Source organism: Wenzhouxiangella sp. YN9, assembly GCF_056324165.1.
The window spans coordinates 201,019-222,149 of sequence record NZ_JBJNIP010000115.1 but is presented as its reverse complement, the minus strand read 5'-3'; the positions used below and the strand labels follow the sequence as shown (position 1 = coordinate 222,149).

General features: G+C 65.7%; 20 protein-coding genes and 1 tRNA gene. 1 reads left to right on the top strand and 20 read right to left on the bottom strand.

Going from position 1 to position 21,131, the window contains the following annotated elements:
• Window positions 1-85: 85 nt before the first annotated feature.
• The 9 genes from ACEWQ0_RS13050 to ACEWQ0_RS13010 all read right to left on the bottom strand — a co-directional run bounded on the left by ACEWQ0_RS13050 (window position 86) and on the right by ACEWQ0_RS13010 (window position 5,591).
• Window positions 86-613, bottom strand: a complete 528-nt coding sequence (locus tag ACEWQ0_RS13050) for an NADH-quinone oxidoreductase subunit NuoE family protein (protein ID WP_476481362.1) — start codon at window positions 611-613, stop codon at window positions 86-88.
• The gene (locus tag ACEWQ0_RS13045; protein ID WP_476485539.1) at window positions 610-1,863 is read right to left on the bottom strand and encodes an NADH-quinone oxidoreductase subunit D; all 1,254 of its coding nucleotides are present in this window, start codon (window positions 1,861-1,863) and stop codon (window positions 610-612) included. The genes ACEWQ0_RS13050 and ACEWQ0_RS13045 overlap by 4 nt, the downstream gene beginning before the upstream one ends.
• Window positions 1,860-2,585, bottom strand: a complete 726-nt coding sequence (locus ACEWQ0_RS13040; RefSeq protein WP_476481364.1) for an NADH-quinone oxidoreductase subunit C — start codon at window positions 2,583-2,585, stop codon at window positions 1,860-1,862. Before ACEWQ0_RS13040 ends, ACEWQ0_RS13045 begins: the two co-directional genes overlap by 4 nt.
• Window positions 2,582-3,109: a NuoB/complex I 20 kDa subunit family protein gene (locus tag ACEWQ0_RS13035; protein WP_476481460.1), complete on the bottom strand. Its 528-nt coding sequence runs from the start codon at window positions 3,107-3,109 to the stop codon at window positions 2,582-2,584. The genes ACEWQ0_RS13040 and ACEWQ0_RS13035 overlap by 4 nt, the downstream gene beginning before the upstream one ends.
• A gap of 8 nt (window positions 3,110-3,117) precedes the next feature.
• Window positions 3,118-3,474: an NADH-quinone oxidoreductase subunit A gene (locus ACEWQ0_RS13030; protein ID WP_476481365.1), complete on the bottom strand. Its 357-nt coding sequence runs from the start codon at window positions 3,472-3,474 to the stop codon at window positions 3,118-3,120.
• Window positions 3,475-3,578: 104 nt separating this feature from the next.
• A tRNA-Leu gene (locus tag ACEWQ0_RS13025) sits at window positions 3,579-3,665 on the bottom strand.
• A gap of 34 nt (window positions 3,666-3,699) precedes the next feature.
• Window positions 3,700-4,137, bottom strand: a complete 438-nt coding sequence (secG, locus tag ACEWQ0_RS13020) for a preprotein translocase subunit SecG (RefSeq protein WP_476481366.1) — start codon at window positions 4,135-4,137, stop codon at window positions 3,700-3,702.
• A 28-nt stretch (window positions 4,138-4,165) separates the two neighbouring features.
• Window positions 4,166-4,915, bottom strand: coding sequence for a triose-phosphate isomerase (gene tpiA, locus ACEWQ0_RS13015; RefSeq protein WP_476481367.1), 750 nt, complete (start codon window positions 4,913-4,915; stop codon window positions 4,166-4,168).
• A gap of 106 nt (window positions 4,916-5,021) precedes the next feature.
• Window positions 5,022-5,591: a DUF2845 domain-containing protein gene (locus ACEWQ0_RS13010; RefSeq protein ID WP_476481368.1), complete on the bottom strand. Its 570-nt coding sequence runs from the start codon at window positions 5,589-5,591 to the stop codon at window positions 5,022-5,024.
• Window positions 5,592-5,710: 119 nt separating this feature from the next.
• Between ACEWQ0_RS13010 and ACEWQ0_RS13005 the strand changes: the two genes are divergently transcribed.
• Entirely contained in the window at window positions 5,711-6,307 is a 597-nt protein-coding gene (locus ACEWQ0_RS13005; RefSeq protein WP_476481369.1) for a YceI family protein, read from the top strand.
• A 140-nt stretch (window positions 6,308-6,447) separates the two neighbouring features.
• On the opposite strand, the gene pmbA is transcribed toward ACEWQ0_RS13005, so the two are convergent.
• The 11 genes from pmbA to leuS all read right to left on the bottom strand — a co-directional run bounded on the left by pmbA (window position 6,448) and on the right by leuS (window position 21,047).
• Window positions 6,448-7,830, bottom strand: a complete 1,383-nt coding sequence (pmbA, locus tag ACEWQ0_RS13000; RefSeq protein ID WP_476481370.1) for a metalloprotease PmbA — start codon at window positions 7,828-7,830, stop codon at window positions 6,448-6,450.
• Window positions 7,827-9,257, bottom strand: coding sequence for a metalloprotease TldD (gene tldD, locus ACEWQ0_RS12995; protein WP_476481371.1), 1,431 nt, complete (start codon window positions 9,255-9,257; stop codon window positions 7,827-7,829). Before tldD ends, pmbA begins: the two co-directional genes overlap by 4 nt.
• 34 nt (window positions 9,258-9,291) lie before the next feature.
• Window positions 9,292-13,089, bottom strand: coding sequence for a YhdP family protein (locus tag ACEWQ0_RS12990; RefSeq protein ID WP_476485538.1), 3,798 nt, complete (start codon window positions 13,087-13,089; stop codon window positions 9,292-9,294).
• Between the two features lie 32 nt (window positions 13,090-13,121).
• Window positions 13,122-14,594 (bottom strand): ribonuclease G, encoded by a 1,473-nt coding sequence (gene rng, locus ACEWQ0_RS12985; RefSeq protein ID WP_476481373.1) that lies wholly within the window; start codon window positions 14,592-14,594, stop codon window positions 13,122-13,124.
• 84 nt (window positions 14,595-14,678) lie between these two features.
• The gene (locus ACEWQ0_RS12980; protein WP_476485537.1) at window positions 14,679-15,269 is read right to left on the bottom strand and encodes a Maf family protein; all 591 of its coding nucleotides are present in this window, start codon (window positions 15,267-15,269) and stop codon (window positions 14,679-14,681) included.
• 103 nt (window positions 15,270-15,372) lie between these two features.
• Complete coding sequence (gene rlmH, locus ACEWQ0_RS12975) at window positions 15,373-15,834, bottom strand: 23S rRNA (pseudouridine(1915)-N(3))-methyltransferase RlmH (protein WP_476481375.1); 462 nt, start codon at window positions 15,832-15,834, stop codon at window positions 15,373-15,375.
• A gap of 26 nt (window positions 15,835-15,860) precedes the next feature.
• Window positions 15,861-16,223 carry a ribosome silencing factor gene (rsfS, locus tag ACEWQ0_RS12970; protein WP_476481376.1) on the bottom strand — a complete coding sequence of 121 codons (363 nt, stop codon included), beginning with the start codon at window positions 16,221-16,223 and terminating at the stop codon, window positions 15,861-15,863.
• A gap of 75 nt (window positions 16,224-16,298) precedes the next feature.
• Window positions 16,299-16,949 carry a nicotinate-nucleotide adenylyltransferase gene (gene nadD, locus ACEWQ0_RS12965; RefSeq protein ID WP_476481377.1) on the bottom strand — a complete coding sequence of 217 codons (651 nt, stop codon included), beginning with the start codon at window positions 16,947-16,949 and terminating at the stop codon, window positions 16,299-16,301.
• Complete coding sequence (gene holA, locus ACEWQ0_RS12960; RefSeq protein ID WP_476481378.1) at window positions 16,946-17,965, bottom strand: DNA polymerase III subunit delta; 1,020 nt, start codon at window positions 17,963-17,965, stop codon at window positions 16,946-16,948. The genes nadD and holA overlap by 4 nt, the downstream gene beginning before the upstream one ends.
• The gene (locus ACEWQ0_RS12955) at window positions 17,962-18,459 is read right to left on the bottom strand and encodes an LPS-assembly lipoprotein LptE (protein ID WP_476481379.1); all 498 of its coding nucleotides are present in this window, start codon (window positions 18,457-18,459) and stop codon (window positions 17,962-17,964) included. The genes holA and ACEWQ0_RS12955 overlap by 4 nt, the downstream gene beginning before the upstream one ends.
• Complete coding sequence (gene leuS, locus ACEWQ0_RS12950; RefSeq protein ID WP_476481380.1) at window positions 18,459-21,047, bottom strand: leucine--tRNA ligase; 2,589 nt, start codon at window positions 21,045-21,047, stop codon at window positions 18,459-18,461. The genes ACEWQ0_RS12955 and leuS overlap by 1 nt, the downstream gene beginning before the upstream one ends.
• Window positions 21,048-21,131: the final 84 nt, after the last annotated feature.

Genomic DNA, 21,131 nt, shown 5'->3' with positions numbered 1-21,131 from the left:
GCGAAGACCTGCACTCTGCGGCCTCTGTCCGGCGGTGTTGCTGCGCGCTGTTCATTGCATGATCCCTATGCGACACCGAATGTCGCTACTCCAGCCCATCGAGAATCTCATCAACCTTTTCCGGCGTGAGCTTCTCGTGATACTGGCCGTCGACAAGCATCATCGGCGCGCCGACGCAGCCGGCCAGGCACTCTTCCTCGCGCTTGAGGAAAATCCGCCCGTCCGCCGTCGTCTCACCGCTGCGTATCTCCAGCTTTTTCTCGATGTGGTCGACAATTTCGTCGGAGCCGCAGAGCATGCAGGAGATGTTGGTACAGACCGAAATCGAGTGTCGGCCGACCGGCTCGGTCTCGATCGCCGAATAAAACGTCGCCACCTCGTAGACCCAGACCGGCGGCACTTGAAGATAATCGGCCACGCCGTCCATCAGATCGGCGCTCACCCAGCCACCGTTCTGCTCCTGAGCGGCGACAAGCGCCTGAATGATCGCTGACCGCCGGCCTTCGGGCGTTTCGGGAAACTTGCTGACCCAGTGATCGATCTGGCGACGCGTTTCCTCGCTCAGAAGCTCGGCCTTGCCGGCCACGACGCTGGCAGTGGATTTGTCGGTCATCGGTCGATCTCTCCAAACACAATATCCTGAGTCGCGATCAGGGCAGCGATATCGGCCAGCATGTGCCCCTTGGCCATCTCGTGCATCGACGCCAGATGGGCATAACCCGGCGCACGCAAGTGCACCCGGAATGGCTTGTTGGCACCATCGGAGACGAGGTAGCAGCCGAACTCACCCTTGGGTGCCTCGACGGCGGAATAGGTTTCGCCCTCGGGCACGCAGTAGCCTTCGGTAAACAGCTTGAAGTGATGAATGAGCGCTTCCATGTCGTCCTTCATCTCTTCGCGTGTGGGCGGGGCAACCTTGAAGTTGCGCACGATCACCGGGCCCGGATTCTCGCGCAACCAGGCGATGCACTGCTGAATGATCCTGCTCGACTGGCGCATCTCTTCGACGCGAACCAGGTAGCGGTCGTAGCAGTCACCATTGGTGCCGACCGGGACATCGAAGTCAACTTCAGAATACTTGGCGTAGGGCTGTTTCTTGCGCAGATCCCACTCCACGCCGCTGCCGCGCAGCATCGGGCCGGTAAAGCCCAGCTGCAGGGCACGCTCAGCGCTGACCGAGCCGATGCCGACCGTGCGCTGTTTCCAGATGCGGTTGTCGGTCAGCAGGGTCTCGTAATCATCGACGCGGTCGAAGAAGTCTTCGACAAAGGCCTCGATGAAGTCCAGCAGAGAGCCCTGACGCCAGGCGTTCATGTACTCCAGGTCCTTGCCCTTGCGCCAGCGCGTTTCGGCCACCTTGGGCATCTCACCGGGCAAATCGCGATAAACGCCGCCGGGGCGGTAATAAGTGGCGTGCATGCGCGTACCCGAGACCGCCTCGTAGACATCCATCAGGTTTTCACGTTCGCGGAAGGCATACAGGAACACCGCCATGGCGCCCAGGTCGAGCGCGTTCGAACCGATCCACATCAGATGGTTGAGGATGCGCGTGATCTCGTCGAACATCGTCCGGATCCACTGCGCGCGCTCGGGCGGCTCGATATTGAGCAGCTTCTCGATGGCGCGCACATAAGCGTGCTCATTGCACATCATCGAGACATAGTCGAGGCGATCCATGTAGCCGATCGAGTGGTTGAACGGCTTGGACTCGGCCAGCTTTTCGGTCGCGCGATGCAGCAGCCCGACATGCGGATCAACGCGCACGACCGTCTCGCCCTCGAGCTCGAGAATCAGGCGCAGCACGCCGTGGGCCGATGGATGCTGCGGCCCGAAGTTCATGGTGAAGTTGCGAATCTCGCTCATGACCCGGCTCCTTCAAGCTTGTCGTCAACGTAGCGACTGTCACGGCGTACAACGCGGGCCACGGTCACGCGCGGCTCGATTTCGACCGGCTCGTACACCACCCGACCCTTGTCTTCGTCGTAGCGGACGGTCACGTTGCCGATCAGCGGGAAGTCCTTGCGGAACGGATGACCGATAAAGCCGTAGTCGGTCAGGATCCGGCGCAGATCCGGATGCCCCTCGAAGATCAGACCAAAAAGGTCGAACGCCTCGCGCTCGTACCAGTTGACCGAGTTCCATACCTCGATCAGGGACGGCAGCACCGGAAACTCGTTGTCGGGCGCATAGCAGCGCAGGGTCAGCCGACGGTTGTGCTTGATCGACAGCAGCTGGACAACCACGGCAAAGCGATTCTGGATCTCTTCCGCCTCGGGGCGATTCTCCCAGGCAAAGCGTCCGGGACCGAGCTCGTCAGCTGCGCGCGAAAAGCCCTGACCCGTGGCCTCGGCGGTTTCCCACTCGTCGTCGCCATAGCCCAGGTAGTCGATACCGCACAGGTCGATGAGCTGCTCGAACGCCAGATCGGGCTCGTCGCGCAAGAGCCAGGCGGCATCCAGCCAGTGGTCGCGCGGGATCTCCACCGCCAGCTGGCCGCGGTGCTCGGTCATCGAGGCAATGCGCTCGCCCAGCTTGTCGCTCAGCGACTCGGCCAGCGCCTGATTACGTGAAGAAAACTGGGTCATGAGCGGGCAATGGTATTGGTGCGACGAATCTTCTTGTAGAGCTGCAGCACGCCGTAGACCAGCGCCTCGGCCGTGGGCGGACAGCCCGGCACGTAGATATCGGTCGGCACGATGCGGTCGCAGCCGCGGGTAACGGCATACGAGTAGTGATAATAGCCGCCGCCGTTGGAGCAAGAGCCCATGGAAATCACCCACTTGGGGTCGGGCATCTGGTCATAGACCTTCCGGAGCGCCGGCGCCATCTTGTTGACCAGCGTACCGGCCACGATCATGACGTCGGACTGACGCGGACTGGGCCGGAAGATCATGCCGAAGCGGTCGAGGTCGTAGCGCGAGGCGGCCGAGTGCATCATTTCCACCGCGCAGCAGGCCAGGCCGAAAGTGACCGGCCACATCGAGCCGGTACGCGCCCAGTTGATCAGCGCATCGGCACTGGTGGTCACGAAGCCCTTGTCGAGCAGCGGATTGTCGCCGCCGGGGCGCAGAATATCTTCAACCGGGCTCTCGGGAACCGGGTTGTGCATGATGTTGCTTATTCCCATTCCAGCGCTCCCTTTTTCCATTCATAGATGAAGCCGATCACCAGGATCAGCAGGAAGATGCCCATCGCCACCAGACCGGTCAGGCCGACGCTGTCGAGCGCCACCGCCCAGGGAAAGAGGAAGGCAATTTCCAGGTCGAAGATGATGAACAGGATGGCCACCAGGTAGAAGCGCACGTCGAACTTCATGCGCGAGTCCTCGAAGGCCTCGAAGCCGCACTCGTAGGGCGAGAGCTTTTCGCTGGACGGGCGCCGGGGCCCGAGGATGCCGCCAGCCAGCAGCAGCGCCACACCCATGCCCAGGGCGATGACCAGAAACAGCAGAATCGAAAAATAGTCAGCGAGCATTCAGTCTACCCTTAGCCTGTGCGCCGTTTGCCGCAAGACTCTCGCAGCAACCGCTTGCATATACCTGTTACGCCCCGCGGGCGGGGCGCAACATTGTCGCATATTGGTGCCGAAGGCCGGACTCGAACCGGCACAGCCGCTAGGCCACTGCCCCCTCAAGACAGCGTGTCTACCAATTCCACCACTTCGGCATTGTTCATGACCCGAAACCCCTTCTGATTGACGTCAGTCAACCGCGGGCGGCTCCGGTGACTCTTCCCCGGTTGCATCTTCCTCAACCGGCACCTCCAGGAACTCCGGCTCTGACGCCTCGGACTCGGGCGCCTGCGCCTCATCCGCCGAAGCGGGCGCTGCGTCGGCCGGCTGTTCGGCGGCTGGCGGCACCAGCTGCTCGGCCACGCCGAGATCCTGAACCTGCTCGCCAACATCGGCGCTGCGCGCGGCCAGAACCGCCATGGCCAGACTGGCTCCAAAGAACGCCACGCCCAACCAGCTGGTCAGCTTGGTCAGAAAGCCGGTCGCACCGCGCGAACCGAACACCGTGCCCGAGGCACCGGAACCAAAAGCCGCACCCATGGTGGCACCCGGACCCCGCTGCACCAGCACGACGGCAATCAGGGCGGCGGCCAGCAGAACCTGAAAAACGATCAGAATCGTATACATCAAAAATCTCTTTGCGAAACCGTTGGAATCAGACCGCCTGGTAGATCCCCATGAAGGACTCGGCCTGCAGTGACGCACCACCAATCAGACCACCGTCGATGTCTTCACAGGCAAACAGGTCAGCGGCGTTGTCTGGCTTGACGCTGCCACCGTACAGGACCCTGACTCGGCCGGCTATTGTAGCATCCTCTTCAGCGAGCTGCGCCCTGATTGCAGCATGAACTTCCTGCGCCTGTTCCGGCGCAGCCGACTGGCCCGTACCGATGGCCCAGACCGGCTCGTAGGCCACGACAGCCCGCGAAAACGCCTGAATGCCGGCCGCTTCGAGCACCGCGCCGAGCTGCGCGCGAATGACCTCGCGAGTGCGCCCGGCCTCGCGCTGCTCCAGCGCTTCACCAACACACAGGATCGGCTGCAGGCCCGCCTCCTGGGCGGCCACGAATTTTGTCGCCACCAGCGCGTCGTCTTCATTGTGCCGGGCACGGCGCTCGGAGTGGCCCACAAGGACGTGCGAACAGCCCCAGTCGGCCAGCATGGCGCCAGAAACCTCGCCAGTGTGGGCGCCGCCGGCGTGGGCGCTGAGATCCTGGGCGCCCAGCATCACCGGGGTCGAATCGATCAGGGAGTCGACCAGAGGCAGATAAGGAAACGGAGGCAAGATCATGACCTCGGCGCTTCGATTGGGATCGAGGCGGGCAAGAATGCCGCCGATAAGGCGCCGAACCTCGGGCTTGTTGCCGTGCATCTTCCAGTTGCCGGCAATCAGCTTGGTACGCATGATTCCACCATTGGGGGTCAACGAAGGACGCAGATTCTACTGCGTTCGGGCGGGCCGGACAAAGCGGCCGATGAAAACCGCTCGGACGAAGCCCGCGCAGGGCGTATCAGAGCGGAGAAATCTGCCGCAACCGGCCGTTCAGAAAGCGCACTTCCCGAGCCTGCTGTCGCGGCCCGAAGCGATAGGTCCACACCTGGTGCCGGCCAGCCGGACCGCCGCCATGATAACCAAAAGCGGGCAGCTCGTAGCGGTGATCGGGCGCACCGCAGCGAGCGAAGATCTCGGCGATGGTGTCGCCCGCACGAGTCAACTCATAGGGGCCGCAGCCGCGGCTGCCGGGTGTGTATTCGGTGCCGTATCCCAGATTCCTGATGCGTGAAAGCCGCCCGTTGACGAACTCCAGCTGGCGCATGAAACGGCTCGCGCCGAAGTTGATCGTCCACCGCTCGACCCGATCAACTCCAAAAATGCGTCCGTGCCGGCTCACCGCCCGGGGCCGATCGTAGCTCTCCTGCCAGAAGGGCTCGGGGCAGCGGTCGGCCACTCGCCAGATCGGATCACCGGCCTTGACGAGGCGCTGCCCGCAGCGCATGGCGTCATCAACCGCCGGCGCCAGACCGGGCGCGGACAGAAGCAGGGCCAGCAACAGAATCTGGCTGATTCGCATCGGATTCATGCCAGCAGCTTAACCGTCGGCAATGAACCATGACTGAATTGCCGCAGCCCGCGCCGACGCCCCGAACGCCAGATGTAATAATGCGCGGCTTGTGTACTGTCCATCGGAGATCAAGACAAATGAAGATTCGCCTGATCACGGCGCTGTGTGCGCTGGCCCTGGCTTTGCCGCTGCAGGCCGCTGAACGCTACCTGATCGACACCGGGGGCATGCATGCCTTCGTGCAGTTCAGGATCTCGCACCTGGGCTATTCCTGGCTCTACGGTCGTTTCAACGATTTCGAAGGCGAGTTCACCTTCGACCCTGACCAGCCCGAAAACTCCGCCGTGCAGGCAACGATCCGCACCGCCAGCGTTGACAGCAACCACGCGCGCCGCGACCGACACCTGAGGAGCGATGACTTCCTCGACGTCGAAAACCATCCCGAAGCCCGCTTCGAATCCACCGGTTTCGAGCCCCTGGGCGAAGACCGCTATCGCGTGACCGGCGACTTCACGCTGCGGGGCAAGACCCGGGAAATCGAAATCGAACTGACGCAGATCGGCGCCGGCGAGGACCCCTGGGGCGGCTTCCGCCGCGGCTTTGAGGGGCGCACGACTTTCGCGCCCGAAAACTTCGGCATTGACTACGATCTCGGCCCCGCCTCGCAGAACGTCGAGATCATCCTCTCGATCGAAGGCGTTCGTCAGGACGATGCCGGCATGGCGGAGGGTTGAGCGCTCGGCACCCTCTGCAAGCGCGATCCGGAGGGCGCGAAGCAGGCCCGCTGAAAGTCACTGCGTCAGTACGCCGTGACTTCTGTTCGCGTGCTTCGCGCCCTTCTTTGCAGCGTTGACGCTGTCGGGTTGGCGAGTGCTTACTGATCCTGCCCGGCGACGGTCATCCAATCGACCAGCAGTGAGCCGGTGCGGACGTTGTGGCGGGCATCCACGTCGGTGCCCGCGGCAACCAGATTGGCGAACATCTCGCGCAGGTTGCCGGCGATGGTGATTTCCTCGACCGGCCCGGCAAGCTGGCCGTTGCGAACGCGAAAGCCGCTGGCGCCGCGAGAATAGTCGCCGGTAACGATATTAACGCCCTGCCCCATCAGCTCGGTGACCAGCACGCCATCCCCCATTTCGGCCAGCAGCGCATCAAAATCATGCGTGCCCCCGACCAGCTCCAGATTATGCACACCGCCGGCGTTGGCCGTCGTCTCCAGCCCCAGACGCCGCGCCGAGTAACTGCTCAGGACATAGCGTGAAAGCACGCCGTCGGCGACCAGCGGCGATTCACGCGTGGCCACCCCGTCGGCGTCGAAAGCAGCCGAACGGGCAGCCCGGGGCAGCCGCGGACGCTCGATCAGTGATGCCCAGGCCGGCAGCACGCGCTCGCCCATTGCATCGAGCAGGAAGCTGCTGCGCCGATACAGGCTGCCACCGGACACGGCGGCGATCAGGTGGCCTATCAGGCCACGCGCAACCTCGGGGGCAAACAGCACCGGCATGCGGCCGGTGGTAACGCGCCCGGCGCCCAACCGCCGCAGCGCTCGACGGGCGGCTTCAGCGCCGGTTGCCTGCGGCGCATTCAAATCCTGCCAGCAGCGCCGGGTGTCAAAATCATAATCGCGCTGCATGCCCGAATCGTCCCGGGCGATCAGTACGCAGCTTTGTGAAAAGCTGGTGCCGCGCATGCGGCCCACAAAACCGTGGCTGTTGGCATAGACCGCCAGGTTGGCTTCGGTCGCCACGCCCGCGCCTTCGGAGTTGTCGATGCGCTCATCGGCGTCCCGACCGGCCTGTTCGATGGCCAGCGCGCGCTCGACGAGATCGTCCAGGGCAATGTCTCGCGGATGCCACAGATCCAGGTCCGGAAAGTCGCTGGCCATCAACCCGGCCTCCGCCAGGCCCGCTGCGCGGTCAGGCTGCGTGTTGCGGGCAATCGCCAGAGCCCGCGCCACGGTTTCGTCGATCATCTCCGGGCGCAGATCGCCGGTACTGGCGCTGCCGCTGCACTGGTTCAGATAGACGGTCACCTGAACGCTGCGATCGCGCGCCTCTTCCAGCGTTTCGACCTCGCCCAGGCGAACGCTTGCCTCACGCCCCAGACTGGAGCCCAGCGCCACCTCGGCCTGGTCGGCGCCGCCGGCGCGCGCGCGATCGAGCACGCGCTGGGCAATGCCCACCAGCAGCTCGGTCTCGCGGTCGGGGTCGTGCAGCAGCACGGTATGGTCCGAATGGGTCAATTCAGCTGTGCTCATCCCGTCCCCCCGACGGTCAGACCGTCAACCCGCAGCGTCGGCTGGCCGACGCCGACCGGCACCCCCTGCCCTTCCTTGCCGCACACGCCGACGCCCGCATCGAGCGCCAGATCATTGCCGACCATGCCCACGCGCGTGAGCACGTCAGGACCGTTGCCGATCAGGGTCACGCCCTTGATCGGCGCAGCGACCTTGCCGTTTTTCACGCGGTAAGCTTCGGATGCGGCAAACACGAACTTGCCCGAAGTGATATCCACCTGGCCGCCGTTGAAGCCGACGGCGTAGATGCCGTCATCGACTGACGCCAAGATTTCGCCGGGGTCATGCTTGCCCGGCAGCATGTAGGTGTTGGTCATGCGCGGCATCGGCAGGTGAGCAAACGATTCCCGCCGACCGTTGCCGGTCGACTGGCCGCCCATCAATCTGGCGTTGAGCTTGTCCTGCATGTAGCCAACCAGGCGGCCGTTCTCGATCAGGGTGTTGCAGGCGGTGGGCGTGCCCTCGTCGTCGATGCTCAGCGAGCCGCGGCGGCCATCGAGCGTGCCGTCGTCGACCACGGTGCATTCCTCGGTCGCCACGCGCTCGCCCATGCGCCCGGAAAAGGCCGAAACGCCCTTGCGATTGAAGTCGCCCTCGAGGCCGTGGCCCACCGCCTCGTGCAGCAGCACGCCGGGCCAGCCGGGGCCGAGCACCACCGTCATGTACCCGGCCGGTGCCGGCTCGGCCACCAGATTGAGCGCGGCAACACGCACCGCCTCACGCGCGTGCTCCTGCCAGAACTCCGGCGCCATCACCGCCTCCAGAGACCAGCGGCCACCGCCACCGGACATGCCCTGCTCGCGCCGGCCGTCGTCTTCCATCAGAACGCGGATGTCCAGACGCACCAGCGGGCGTACGTCGCCGGCGAGCACGCCATCGGTGGCCGCAACCAGAATCGAATCGTGGCTGGCAGCGAGATTGACGCTGACCTGGCTGATGCGCGTATCGAGCGAGCGCACGTAGGCATCGATGGTGCGCAGCAGCTCGACGCGATCGGATGACTTTCCGTGCGAGACCGGGTCGTGGGCAGCGTAGCGCGCCGGCACCGTCAGCGGCTGACCAACGCGCACCATGCCGCTGCCGCCGGCACGGGCAATGGCCCGAGCGCTACCGGCGGCATCCAGCAGGGCCGGTAGCGCCATCGAGTCGGCATAGGCAAAGCCGCTGCCGGCACCGGCGACAGCGCGCACACCCACACCCTGGTCGGAGTCATAGCTGCCGCCCTTGACTGCGCCGTCCTCGAGCATCCAGCTTTCACCGATCCGGCGCTGGAAATACAGTTCGCCGAAATCGATCTGCGAAGACATCAGCCGGCCAAGCGCCAGCTCCAGTTCTTTTTCGCCCACGTCGGCCGGAGCCAGCAGGCTGTCGAGTACTTGTTCATACATGATGCAGGGGATATCCGGTCAGGACCGCGCGCTTTCAATCCGGCGGCGGCAATTCGTTGGCTTCACTGCTCTGTTCAGGTTCAGATTCAGGCTCAGGCTCCGCTTCCGACTCCGCTTGTGAGTCGGACTCCGGCGGCAGCGACTCGGGCTCGGCGGCGCGGGCGTCGATCAGCGCCACCACGGGATCCGACCATGCACCGGTGACCCGATAGCGGGCTTCGGCGAGGCCCTCCAGGGGGCGCTCCAGCAGGCTGCGCAGTACCAGCCCGGCGGCAGCGCCGGCCGGCCCGCCGGCCAGACCACCGATGACCGGCAGCGTGCCGCTGACACCGGGCTCGACAACGATGGTCTGATCATAGGCTTTCGTTGCCAGATCGGTGCGCCCGTAAACACTGATCTCGGCTGCCGGCGAGTCGAGGCGCAGCCCATCGGTATGGGCAATACCGCTGTCGAGCTCGAAACGACCGCGGATGCGATCGAACTTCAGACCCTGACCGAAAACATCGCGAAAATCGAGCATCAGGCGGCGCGGAACGGCGCTCAGGCTGACCAGCCCCAGCAGGCGGCCCGCGCCTGGCTGGGCCTCGGGAATTCTGCCGTCGCGCATCATCACCTCCAGATTGCCGCTCAGGCGGGCCAGGCTGAAGTCGGAAGGCGCGCCCGGCCAGCGGCCGTCGATCTCGATCTGCGCCCGGGCTGCCTCGAAGCGCGAGGCATGGCCCAGGCTGGTCAGCAGAGCCTCGGGGTCGGTGCTGATCAGGCGCCCCATGAACTCGGTCAGGGGGCGCTCAGGCCCCAGGATCCAGCGGCCGTAGCCGCTTGCTTCCAGATGCGGCCCCTTGATCTCGACACGCTCGATCTCGATGCCGTCCTGACGGGCGTGGGTCTCGATACGCGCACGCCCGAGCTCGAGATCGCCGTAGGCGAGCGCTTCGATCAGCACGTGCATGGGCGGAAACCGGGTCGGCACGCGGGTGTGGGTCTGTCGCGGAAACGGCGCCTGGGCCAGATCCACCACCGGCGCCTCCTGCAGCAGCCTGTCAAGCGTCAGACGGTCGAGCGCGACGGCAACGACGCGGCCGGAATCGACAGGCATCGGAATCGAGACCGTACCCGCGACCGATTCACCTGCCAACCGCAGCTGCCAGCGCTGCGCCAGGCGCTGGGCTTCCAGGTTGACATCGCTGATCTGCAGTCGGCCATAGGCCAGCTGGCCCACCTGCATCCGCAGATGGCCCTGAACGGGCGCGGCAGCTTCCGGGGCAAGGTCGACAAACCCGGAAATCCAGTCACTCCAGGCCGCCAGGTCGAGTCGCTCGATCTGCGCGCCCAACTCGAAGCCGGGCGCCGACGGCAGCGCTGGGGCACCTTGACCGATGCCGGCGGCCAGGCGCCACCCGGCCTGGCGGCGTTCAGCGGTCAGGCTGAGCTTGTCACCCAGACGCCCGCTGACAGCCAGCGCCTGATCGTGACCGCGCAGCCGCAGCTCCAGCGGCATGGCCTCGCCCGCGGGCTTGCCCAGCGGCTCGGGCCAATGCAGGGCCACGTCATCAAGGTTCGAGCGCGCCGCCAGCCGCCAGCCGCCGGCGGGGTGGCCAGCCAGAGTCACCCGCCAGCGCGCGGCGCCGGCCACTCGCTGCGCCAGAGTGGAGGCCGGCGGCTGTTGGGCGGCCAGGCGTGCCAGCGGCGCCACGCCTTCCAGCTCCAGCCACGCCGGTGCCGAGAAGCCGGCGGCCAGGGAAAGATGGTGCGACTCGGGCCCGGCCAGCTGCAGAGTCGTGGCGTCGATGCCTTCGCGATCAAAACTCACGCTGCCGACCAGCTCGGGCAACCGCAGGCCGGCCATCGGCAGGCTCAGCGTCGTTTCTGCAAGCTGCAGCTGGCCTGAAAGCTGCCATTCCGACATGTTGCGCACCGGCAGAACCAGCCCGAGATCCAGAGACAGCGACCCGCTCGCAGCGACCGGATCGACAAAGCGCGACCAGCCTTCAAGCGGCAGCCCGGCTACCGTGGCGTAAACATCCGCGGCGGCGACCGTCTCGGCGGCAAGGTCGATCGCCACTCGCGGCTCGGCGAGATTGTCAATGGCGATTCGTTCGGCAGACAGCGGCACCGGGCCCAGCCGGCCCTGATCGACACGGGCCTGCATGCTGCGACCGATGAAATCAACGCGGCCATCCAGTTCGCGGGCCTGTGGCCAGCCCTCCCAGTAGTCGAGGCGGGCCGACTTAAAATCGGCCCAGGCCTGAAAATCGCCGGCACGCCAGTTTCTGAACCGGCGCCCCAAACGGACATGATAGTTGAGCCCGCCGCTGGCCGACCCCACCCCCAGCAGGGCATGATCGAGCCACTCAAGCGCCCGCGGCGGAATCTGCCCGGCCGGCAGCCAGGGGCGCGGATCAACGGCGTCGATGCGCTCGGCAACCACGGTAAAGTCCATGAACGGCCGCCCGCCGCCCAGCCACACCCAGCCGGCGGCGCGACCCTCGGCCTCCGGACGGGTGGCGACAATATTGTCGAGCTGCACCGCCCGGGGCGAGACAATCACCCGTCCCGACACCGTCTCCACAGGAATCGGCTGGCGCATCTTGGCGGGCCAGTCCACGACCGGGCTGCCCGAAAGCGAGAGCGCGGCGCGATCGCCGGATACGCCCAGGCGGACGTCCACGTCGGCGAGGCTCAGACGATCATCGGGCAACTCGAAGCTCAGCCCGTCGACCTGGCCCGACAGGCGCTGCAGGGAGCCCGGATGCCGATACAGCAGCTCGAGATCGCTGACCCGACCGGCCATCGAATCAGGCCAGTGCGACCACCGCCCCAGCCAGCGGCCAAACAGTGTGTGCAGCGCCGACAGGTCGAGTCGCGGCGCCGACGCCGCCCAGCGCTCGCCGTCGTGGGCGACGACCAGATCGCGGGCCACGATCTGCCCGCCCTGGCGCAAATGCCGGATTTCCGCGTCCAGACGGCGGCCGAGACGCTCGACGCGCAGCGCACCGTCAAGATCGAAACCCCGTTCGCCATCAAGCTGGAACTCCAGCTCGGCCCAGCCGCCCTGCTGGTGATGCCAGCGAAAGCTCAGCTCGGCATTGAGCTGGTTCGGCGGCACGCGCAAAAAATCGGGGAGCAGGCGTTCCATTCCCGGCGCTTCAAGCTGCAGCCGGGCCAGCCGCACGCGACCGCTCATGGCCCGCAACTGCCCGTCGACCTGCTCGCCCAGCAGGGTCAGCAGCAGCTCGGCCTCGGGCGCCGAGGCCGGATGTGCGCGCGCCACCAGGGCCGTCTGTGCGCCGCGGCGCCGGATTTCGCCTTCGCTGATGACCAGGTCCAGCGGTGGCCCGGAACGCGGCCGGATTTGAATGCGCACGTCGCGCACCAGCAGATCACCGGCCAGCCCCTGCCCGGCCGCCGCGTCAGGACGAGACGCGCTGTCGTTGTGCATGTGCAGCCCCCAGCGTCCACGCTCGTCCTGGGCCAGCATCAGCTCGAGGTCCAGCACCACCAGACGGAAAGGATTGCGCCCGGAGCGCAGCAGGTCGGGCAGGTGCAGCTCCAGCCTGGCCGTGGCCGCGTCGATGAGCGGGTTGGCTGCGGGCCCGGCACGCAGGCCCACCAGCGTGATCTGCGGGGTCAGGCGCGGCCAGCGTGCCTGGACGCGCGCGATCGAAACCGGCTGACCAAGCCGCTCGGAGAGACTGTCTTCCAGCCAGGGCCGTAACTCATCGGCGTAGGGAATCAGCAAGCGGCCCAGGCCGACGATGACCGCGGTGGCAATGATGGCCACCGCCGCCAGGGCAGCCAGCCACTGGCGCAGACGCTGCGCGAGCGAACGCATGGCCGGCGACGCATCGTGACCGGCAGGTTGCCTCAAAGCAGAACCACGTCGAACTGTTCCTGGTCGTACTGATCTTCAGGCTGAAGGTGGATACTGGTGCCGAGCTGCTCGATCAGTTCGGCAATCGAGCCATGGTGCTCCTCGAGCATGCGATCAACCACCTTTGGGCAGGCCATGACGCGCATCTGCCCGGTGTCGAACTGGCGCACCGCGCGCATGATCTCGCGAAAGATCTCCGAGCAGATCGTATCGACGCTCTTGATGCGGCCGCGCCCTTCACAGGTCGGGCAGGGCTCCGACAAGCGATGCTCGAGGCTCTCGGTGGTGCGCTTGCGCGTCATTTCCACCAGGCCCAGCGGCGAGATTTCCGAAACCGTCGTGCGCGCATGATCGCGGGCCAGCGCCCGCTGCAAGGTTCTGAGCACCTGGCGCTTGTGGTCATCCTCGCTCATGTCGATGAAGTCGATGATGATGATGCCGCCGAGATTGCGCAGCCGCAGCTGGCGGGCGATGGCCTGTGCCGCCTCGAGATTGGTCTTGAAAACGGTTTCCTCGAGATTGCGATAGCCCAGATAAGAACCCGTATTGACGTCGACGGTGGTCATCGCCTCGGTCTGATCGACAGTCAGGTGGCCACCCGATTTCAGCGGCGTGCTGCGATCGAGGGCGCGCTCGATTTCGGTTTCGACACCATACAGATCGAACAGCGGCCGGTCGCCGCCATAGAACTCGATGCGATCGGCCCACTCCGGGAAGAATTCGCCGGCGAAACGCAGCGCGCGCTTGAACGTTCCGCGCTCGTCGATGCGCACCTTCTCGACATCGCCATGCATCAGATCCCTGAGCGAGCGGTAGGGCAGCGAGAGATCCTCGTACACCAGCTTGCCGGGCGCGGCGTTTTCGGCATCGGCCTCGATGCGCGGCCACAGCCGCCGCAGGTATCTCAGATCGCCTGCCAGCGCCTCGGGTTCGATGCCCTCGGCATTGGTGCGAATGATGAAACCGTGCTCGGAGTCTTCGGCGATCATCTCGCGCAGCTCGTTGCGCAGGCGCTCGCGCTCGGCCTCGATTTCAATGCGCACGGAAACGCCCAGGCTCTGGACCCCGGGCAAGAGCACCAGATAGCGCGAAGGAATGCTCAGCTGCATGGTCAGACGGGCGCCTTTGCTGCCCAGCGGGTCCTTGACGACCTGCACCAGCAGTTTCTGACCCTGCCTCACCAGCTCTGAGATCGGCGGAACGGGCCGCAGCTCACCGCTGACGTCGAGTTCGGGCTGGCGCGGCACGATATCGGCAGCGTGCAGAAAAGCCGTGCGCTCCAGGCCGATATTGACGAAGGCGGCCTGCATGCCCGGCAATACTCGCTCGATCCGGCCCATATAGATGTTGCCGACATGGCTGGCGTCGCCGCTGCGCTCCAGATAGAGCTCCTGCAGCAGGCCGCTCTCGACCACCGCCACGCGCCGTTCGGTCGGCGATATGTTGATCAGGATTTCGTCACTCACGGCCGGGCCATTCGCTCAAGGATTGCACAACGCGCAAGAATAGCATTGCGCAGAAAAATCGAGGCCTGGTCGCCCGCGCCGCCCTCAGCTTGCCAGGCCGGCCTCGCGCAGCAGTTCGCCGGTGACAAACAGCGGCAGGCCCACCACGGCCGAATAACTGCCCGTAATCGAGCGCACCCAGATGCCGGCGCTGCCCTGAATGCCATAGGCTCCGGCCTTGTCGTGCGGCTCGCCCGAGGCGACATAGCGCTCGATCCAGGCCAGCGGCAGCTGCGCCATTTCGACCCGGGTATCGCGCAAACGTTCCCGGCTCGCTCCATCGGGCCCGACCAGGGCCACCGCCGACAGCACCTGGTGCTCGCGGCCGGACAGCCGCCCGAGCATGGCGCGGGCCTCATCATCGTCGGCCGGCTTGCCCAGACACTCGCCGTCGATGACCACTACGGTGTCCGCGCCGAGCACGAAATGATCACTGCAGCGCGCGTGAACGGCCAGCGCCTTTTCGCGCGCCAGCCGCCGGACCAGGGCCGCAGGCGTCTCGTTCGCGGCCGCGGTTTCATCGATATGCGCCGGCTCGATGTCAAAATCCAGCGCGAACAGCGACAGCAACTCACGGCGGCGGGGAGAAGCGGAAGCGAGGATCAGGCGAGGCGGTGTGTTCGCGGGATCGTTCATCGGGTCTGTGGTTGGCTGGTTCGCAACGATTATGCGGTGAGGCTGACAGAATGCAACAGAAGGCGAGCTGGCCCGAGCGCAACCAGCCAACCAGCATCAAGCCTCAGGCCCGATGATAAGGATGCCCGCTCAGAATCGTCGACGCCCGGTAAAGCTGCTCAGCCACCAGGACGCGCACCAGCATGTGCGGCAGGGTCGCCGGGCCCAGCGACCAGTGCTCATGGGCGCGCTCGACCACAGCGGCATCGAGCCCGTTGGCTCCGCCGATCAAGAACCAGACCGGTTCGCCGCCCAGCCGCCAGTGCTCAAGCCGCGACGACAGTTTTTCCGTCGACCAGGCCCGGGCGGCAATCTCCAGAACGACCACCCGTGCGCGCCGGGGCAGTCGGGCGAGCAGACGCTCGGCCTCCAGGGATGCCTCCCGACCTGCGCCGGCCTTGCCGGCAACCGGCACCTCGACCAGACGCAACGGCGTGGAAGCGGGCATTCGCCGGGCGTATTCCCGCCAGCCTGCCGTGATCCAGGAGGGCGCCCGGGTTCCTACGCTGGCGACAACCAGATCCACGAATCGGCACGCATTCTCGGGCGCGATCAGGCCTGAGCGCGTGCCGCGGGCGGCGCCGACCAGAGCTTTTCAAGGTTGTAGAAGGCGCGAGTCTGTGGCTGCATGAGATGAACGACGACATCGGCCAGGTCGACCAGCACCCATTCCGCCTCAGCCCCCCCTTCCGTGCCCAGCGGCTGAATGCCGCGGCTTTTGACGCGCTGCACCAGCCGGTCGGCCATGGCCTTGACCTGACGCGGCGAAGTACCCGAGGCAATCACCATGTAGTCGGCAAAGCTGCTGCGCCCGGACAGGTCGATGACCTGAATGTCCTGGCCTTTGGCGTCTTCCAGGACAGCGACGACGAGTTCCCGCAGCTGCTGCGGGTCAAGCAGTTCTGTTTGCTTCAACGAATCATCCATGACTGTACACAGGGGGCATTTTACGCCTTGTCCGCGTGAAGTTCAGCATTTGCGACCGGATTGTCACCGGGCAAAAGGCCGTTGATAGAGCCCGTGCTTGCGGATGTAGGCCAGCACAGTCGCCGGCAACAGGAATCTCGGATCGCGTCCGGCGGCAAGCTGACGGCGGATATCGGTGGATGAAATCGACAGCTGGGTCACGCCGAGGTAACCCACCCGGCCGGCAGGGCTTGTCATCAGCTCGTCGAGTCGGCCAACCCGCCGCTCATCGAACAGTTCAGCCACTTCAGCGGCGTATTTCGCCTGGCTGCGGGGGCGCTGCATGACCACCAGGTGCGCCAGGGCCACCAGCTCTCGCCAGCGATGCCACTCGTTGAGATGATTGGCCGCATCCTGACCCAGGCACAGAATCAGCGGTCGCGAGCCCGCCTGTTCGCGAATGGAGGCCAGCGTCTCCACCATGTAGGAGGGCCCGTCGCGCCGCACCTCACGCTCGTCGACGGTCAGGTCGGGGTACGGCGCCAGCGCCAGCTCGAGCATGGCCAGACGATGACCGGCTGCGGCCACGGTGTCATCGCGGTGCGGCGGCTCGCCTGCCGGCAGCAGGCGGAAATCATCCGCCGCCAGTCGTTCACAGACCTCCGAGGCGGCGCGCAAATGCCCATAGTGCACCGGATCAAAGGTGCCGCCGAAAACGACCGTCGCCTGATTCATGCCGCGCAGAACTCCCAGCGATTGGTCGCCAGCGCCACGCACAGGCGCTCGAGCCGAAGCCAGAACATCTCGCGGCCGGTCGACTTGGACAACTGATCAAGATCCGACAGCTCCGACAGCGCCCGGGCCACCACCGCCACGGACAGCCGACGCGCAGCATCGGCGATCGGCTGTTGACGGCTTTTCCATATGCCCAGAGCCTGAAACGCCTGCCCCGGCGACTGCGTGCGCGCCAGCATCTGGAAGCTGCCGATGGTCTGCAGTTCGCGCGCCAGAGCACCGACGACCAGCGGCATCGGCGTGTCGGCCTCGCGCAGGCCGCGAACACAGCGCACCGCCGCGCCCGCCTGGCCGGCAAACACCAGCTCGACCAGGCGAAAGCTGTCAAAGCGAGCGCTGTCGGCCACCGCCGCCCGCACCTGCTCGAGTCCGATCTGCCCGCCGGGATAAAGCAGCGCCAGGCGTTCGATCTCCTGGGCTGCCGCCAGCAGGTTGCCTTCCAGGCGCTCGGCCAGAAAGCGGCAGGCGGACTCATCGGCGCGGATGCCGCGGCGCGACAATCGCTGGCTGATCCACTGCACCAGGCGCTGCGGCTTGACCTTCCAGCAGGGTACATAGACACCGGCCTGATCCAGCGCCTTGACCCACGCGGTCCTTTCGCTGGCCATCTCCCAGGCATCGCACTTGACCAGCAGGACGTCGTCGCTGCCGGACTTGACGAAAGCACGCAACGCGGCCCCGCCCTCGCGGCCGGGCTTGCCCGAGGGCAGGCGCACTTCCACCAGGCGCCGGGTGGCAAAAAGAGAGGTGGTCTCGGTAGCAGACTCCAGCTGGCTCCAGTCGAAGCGCGCATCGGCCTCCAGCACCAGACGCTCGGCCACGCCGGCCTTGCGCGCGGCCTGGCGTATGGCGTCGCAGGCCTCCTCGATCAATAACGGCTCCTGGCCGGCCACCAGATAAACCGGATCGAGGCCCCGATCGAGTCGCTGCGGCAGCTTTTCCGGAAACAGTTTCACGATCTGGCGCCGGCCAGCGCCTCCAGGCGCCGGAGCATTCGTGCTGCCATCGAGCGGCTGAGGTCAGCGCGCAGGAACTCTTCTTCGCGCTGCGCGGCCAGAATTTCCTTTTCGTCAAAACTGTAGTCACGCGTGACGCTGAGGCGATCGCGCTCGAGCACGGTCTCGCCGGCGGCATCTTCAAGCCGCCAGTACACCTCGAAAACCAGCAGATACTCACGCACACGAGCCTGGCCTGAAACCGAAAGCGGCTCGCGCCACATGCGCTGCGAGTCGATGCGCAGCGTCGCCGCATCGGAGGCCGGCGACGACAGGAGATCGACACCATTGGCCTCGAGCAACAGGCTCAGCTCGCGGGCAAAAACGGTGCTGTCATCGCCTACGGCCACGTGCGTGCGGCTCATGAACTCCGGCAGGCGGGCATCGCCGCGCAGCTGAAAGCCGCAGGCGCCGACCAGTGCGGCCAGAAACACGATGCCGATCGCGCGCTGCATCAGCCGACCACGATATTGAGCAGCTTGTCGGGCACCAGAATGACCTTGCGCACCTGCTTGCCCTCGAGATGGCGGGCGACGTTGTCATCACCCATGGCGGCCTGCTGAACGCTGTCGCGGTCGGCCCCCGGGCGCACGTCGATGCGACCGCGCACCTTGCCGTTGACCTGCACCACAATGGTCACGGCAGCGCGCGCCAGGGCAGACTCGTCAACCGCCGGCCAGCCGGCCTCGAACACCGACCCTTCGCGCCCGAGATCGTGCCACAGGGACTCGGCCAGGTGCGGCGTCACCGGGGCAATCAGCCGTACCACCGCCTCCCAGGCTTCCTGAGCCAGCTTTCGCCCGGGCTCGTCGGTCGCCGTGAATCGCTGCAGCTGGTTGCAGAACTCCATGGTCGCAGCGATGGCGGTATTGAAGGTCTGGCGCCGGCCCATGTCATCGCCGACCTTGGCAATGGTTTCGTGCAGCTGCCGGCGCAGCTCGCGCGCGTCACCGTCAAGGGCATCGGGCCGCTGGCCGGGCAGAGCCCCTGCGGCCACGTGGGCCTGCACACCGGCATGCAGTCGCCGGAGAAAACGCCAGGCACCCTCGACGCCGGCCTCGGACCACTCCAGCGAGTGTTCGGGCGGCGCGGCAAACATCGAAAACAGGCGTACGGTGTCGGCGCCCCAGGTATCGACCAGCGTCTGCGGGTCCACCCCGTTGTTCTTGGACTTGGCCATCTTCTCGATGCCGCCGGGCTCGACTGCCTTGCCGTCGGCCTTGAGCACCGCGCTGAGCACCTCCCCCTTGCCGTCGCGCTGGACCTCCACGTCGGCCGGATTGAACCAGATCCTGCGACCGGACTCCTCCTCACGGTAGTAGGTCTCGGCCAGCACCATGCCCTGAGTCAGCAGGCGGGCGAAGGGTTCGTCGATCTCGATGAGCTTCTGGTCACGCATCAGCCGGGTCCAGAAGCGCGCATAGAGCAGGTGCAGAATGGCATGCTCGATGCCGCCGATGTACTGATCGACCGGCATCCACTGATCGGCGCGTTCGTCCACCATCGCCTGATCATTGTCGGGGCAGGTATAGCGCAGAAAATACCAGGCCGAGTCGACAAAGGTGTCCAGCGTATCGGTCTCGCGCCGGGCGTCGGCGCCGCATTCGGGGCAGTCGACCTCGAGAAATTCCGGATGCCGACTGAGAGGGTTGCCCGAGCCGTCGGGCACCAGATCCTCGGGCAGGGTCACCGGCAGATCGGCATCGGGCACCGGCACGTCGCCGCATTCGGGGCAGTGAATGATCGGAATCGGACAGCCCCAGTAACGCTGGCGCGAGACACCCCAGTCGCGCAGACGAAACTGCGTGCGGGCCCGGCCGGCACCGCGCTGTTCGAGCTCGGCGACGATGGCATCGAAACCCTGAGACCAGGCAAGGCCGTCGAAACGACCGGAGTTGACCAGATGGCCAGCGCTTTCGGCATAGTCATCGTGCCACTGGCGATCATCGTATTGCCGCTGCTCCGGCAGGCTGATGACCTGCCGAATCGGCAGGCCGTATTTCAGGGCAAAAGCGAAGTCGCGCTCGTCATGCGCGGGAACGGCCATGACCGCGCCCTCGCCATAGGCCATCAGCACATAGTTGGCAACCCAGACCGGAAGTTCGTCACCGGTCAGCGGGTGGACGGCTTTCAGCCCGGTGTCCATGCCCTTCTTTTCCTGCGCCGCAATATCGGCTTCCGACACGCCGCCCTGCTGGCATTCGGCAATGAAGGCGGTCAGCTCGGGATTGCCTTCAGCCGCCTGCCTGGCAAGCGGATGCTCAGCGGCCACCGCCATGAAAGTCGCCCCCATCAGCGTGTCGGGACGGGTGGTGAAGACCCTGATCGTCTCCTCACCACAGGCGAAGTCGACCTCGGCACCCTCGCTCTTGCCGATCCAGTTGGCCTGCATGGCGCGCACGCGCTCGGGCCAGCCGTCAAGGCCATCAAGGCTTTGGAGCAGCTCGTCGGCGTAGTCGGTAATGCGCAGGTAATACATCGGGATTTCGCGCTTTTCGACGGTCGCGCCGGTGCGCCAGCCTTTGCCGTCGATGACCTGCTCGTTGGCCAGCACGGTCTGGTCGACCGGGTCCCAGTTGACCGTGCCGGTCTTCTTGTAGGCAATGCCGCGCTCGAGCAGGCGCAGGAAAAACCACTGGTTCCAGCGATAGTATTCCGGGTCGCAGGTCGCCAGCTCGCGCTCCCAGTCGATGGCAAAACCCAGCTGCCTGAGCTGCTCGCGCATGTGCGCGATGTTTTCACGGGTCCATTGCGCCGGGGGCACGCCGTTGGCCATGGCGGCATTCTCGGCCGGCAGACCGAAAGCGTCCCAGCCCATCGGCTGGAGCACGCGCCTGCCCTGCATGCGCTGATAGCGAGAAATCACGTCGCTGATGGTGTAGTTGCGCATGTGGCCCATGTGCAACCGGCCCGAAGGGTAGGGAAACATGCTCAGGCAATAAAACCGCTCGCCGTCGCCGGATTCGGCACGATTCGCGTGGCGCTCTTCCCAGAAACGCTGGATTACCGGCTCGAGCTCGCCGGGGCGATAGCTGTCTGTCACCGTCTGCTGCTACCCTGCTGTGCTTGGAAACAAGTTTGTGAAAGCAACGCCGCCCCGCATGCGGGGCGGCGCTGGTCTTGTCGC

Excerpts from the sequence above, each read along its gene's own strand:
- ACEWQ0_RS13035 (WP_476481460.1), bottom strand. The coding sequence starts at position 3,109 with ATGCACAACCCGGTTCCCGAGAGCCCGGTTGAAGATATTCTGCGCCCC.
- ACEWQ0_RS13005 (WP_476481369.1), top strand. The coding sequence starts at position 5,711 with ATGAAGATTCGCCTGATCACGGCGCTGTGTGCGCTGGCCCTGGCTTTG.
- ACEWQ0_RS13010 (WP_476481368.1), bottom strand. The coding sequence starts at position 5,591 with ATGAATCCGATGCGAATCAGCCAGATTCTGTTGCTGGCCCTGCTTCTG.
- ACEWQ0_RS13050 (WP_476481362.1), bottom strand. The coding sequence starts at position 613 with ATGACCGACAAATCCACTGCCAGCGTCGTGGCCGGCAAGGCCGAGCTT.
- pmbA (WP_476481370.1), bottom strand. The coding sequence starts at position 7,830 with ATGAGCACAGCTGAATTGACCCATTCGGACCATACCGTGCTGCTGCAC.
- nadD (WP_476481377.1), bottom strand. The coding sequence starts at position 16,949 with ATGAATCAGGCGACGGTCGTTTTCGGCGGCACCTTTGATCCGGTGCAC.
- ACEWQ0_RS12955 (WP_476481379.1), bottom strand. The coding sequence starts at position 18,459 with ATGCAGCGCGCGATCGGCATCGTGTTTCTGGCCGCACTGGTCGGCGCC.
- ACEWQ0_RS12980 (WP_476485537.1), bottom strand. The coding sequence starts at position 15,269 with ATGAACGATCCCGCGAACACACCGCCTCGCCTGATCCTCGCTTCCGCT.
- tldD (WP_476481371.1), bottom strand. The coding sequence starts at position 9,257 with ATGTATGAACAAGTACTCGACAGCCTGCTGGCTCCGGCCGACGTGGGC.
- ACEWQ0_RS13040 (WP_476481364.1), bottom strand. The coding sequence starts at position 2,585 with ATGACCCAGTTTTCTTCACGTAATCAGGCGCTGGCCGAGTCGCTGAGC.
- secG (WP_476481366.1), bottom strand. The coding sequence starts at position 4,137 with ATGTATACGATTCTGATCGTTTTTCAGGTTCTGCTGGCCGCCGCCCTG.
- tpiA (WP_476481367.1), bottom strand. The coding sequence starts at position 4,915 with ATGCGTACCAAGCTGATTGCCGGCAACTGGAAGATGCACGGCAACAAG.
- ACEWQ0_RS12990 (WP_476485538.1), bottom strand. The coding sequence starts at position 13,089 with ATGCGTTCGCTCGCGCAGCGTCTGCGCCAGTGGCTGGCTGCCCTGGCG.
- ACEWQ0_RS13030 (WP_476481365.1), bottom strand. The coding sequence starts at position 3,474 with ATGCTCGCTGACTATTTTTCGATTCTGCTGTTTCTGGTCATCGCCCTG.
- ACEWQ0_RS13045 (WP_476485539.1), bottom strand. The coding sequence starts at position 1,863 with ATGAGCGAGATTCGCAACTTCACCATGAACTTCGGGCCGCAGCATCCA.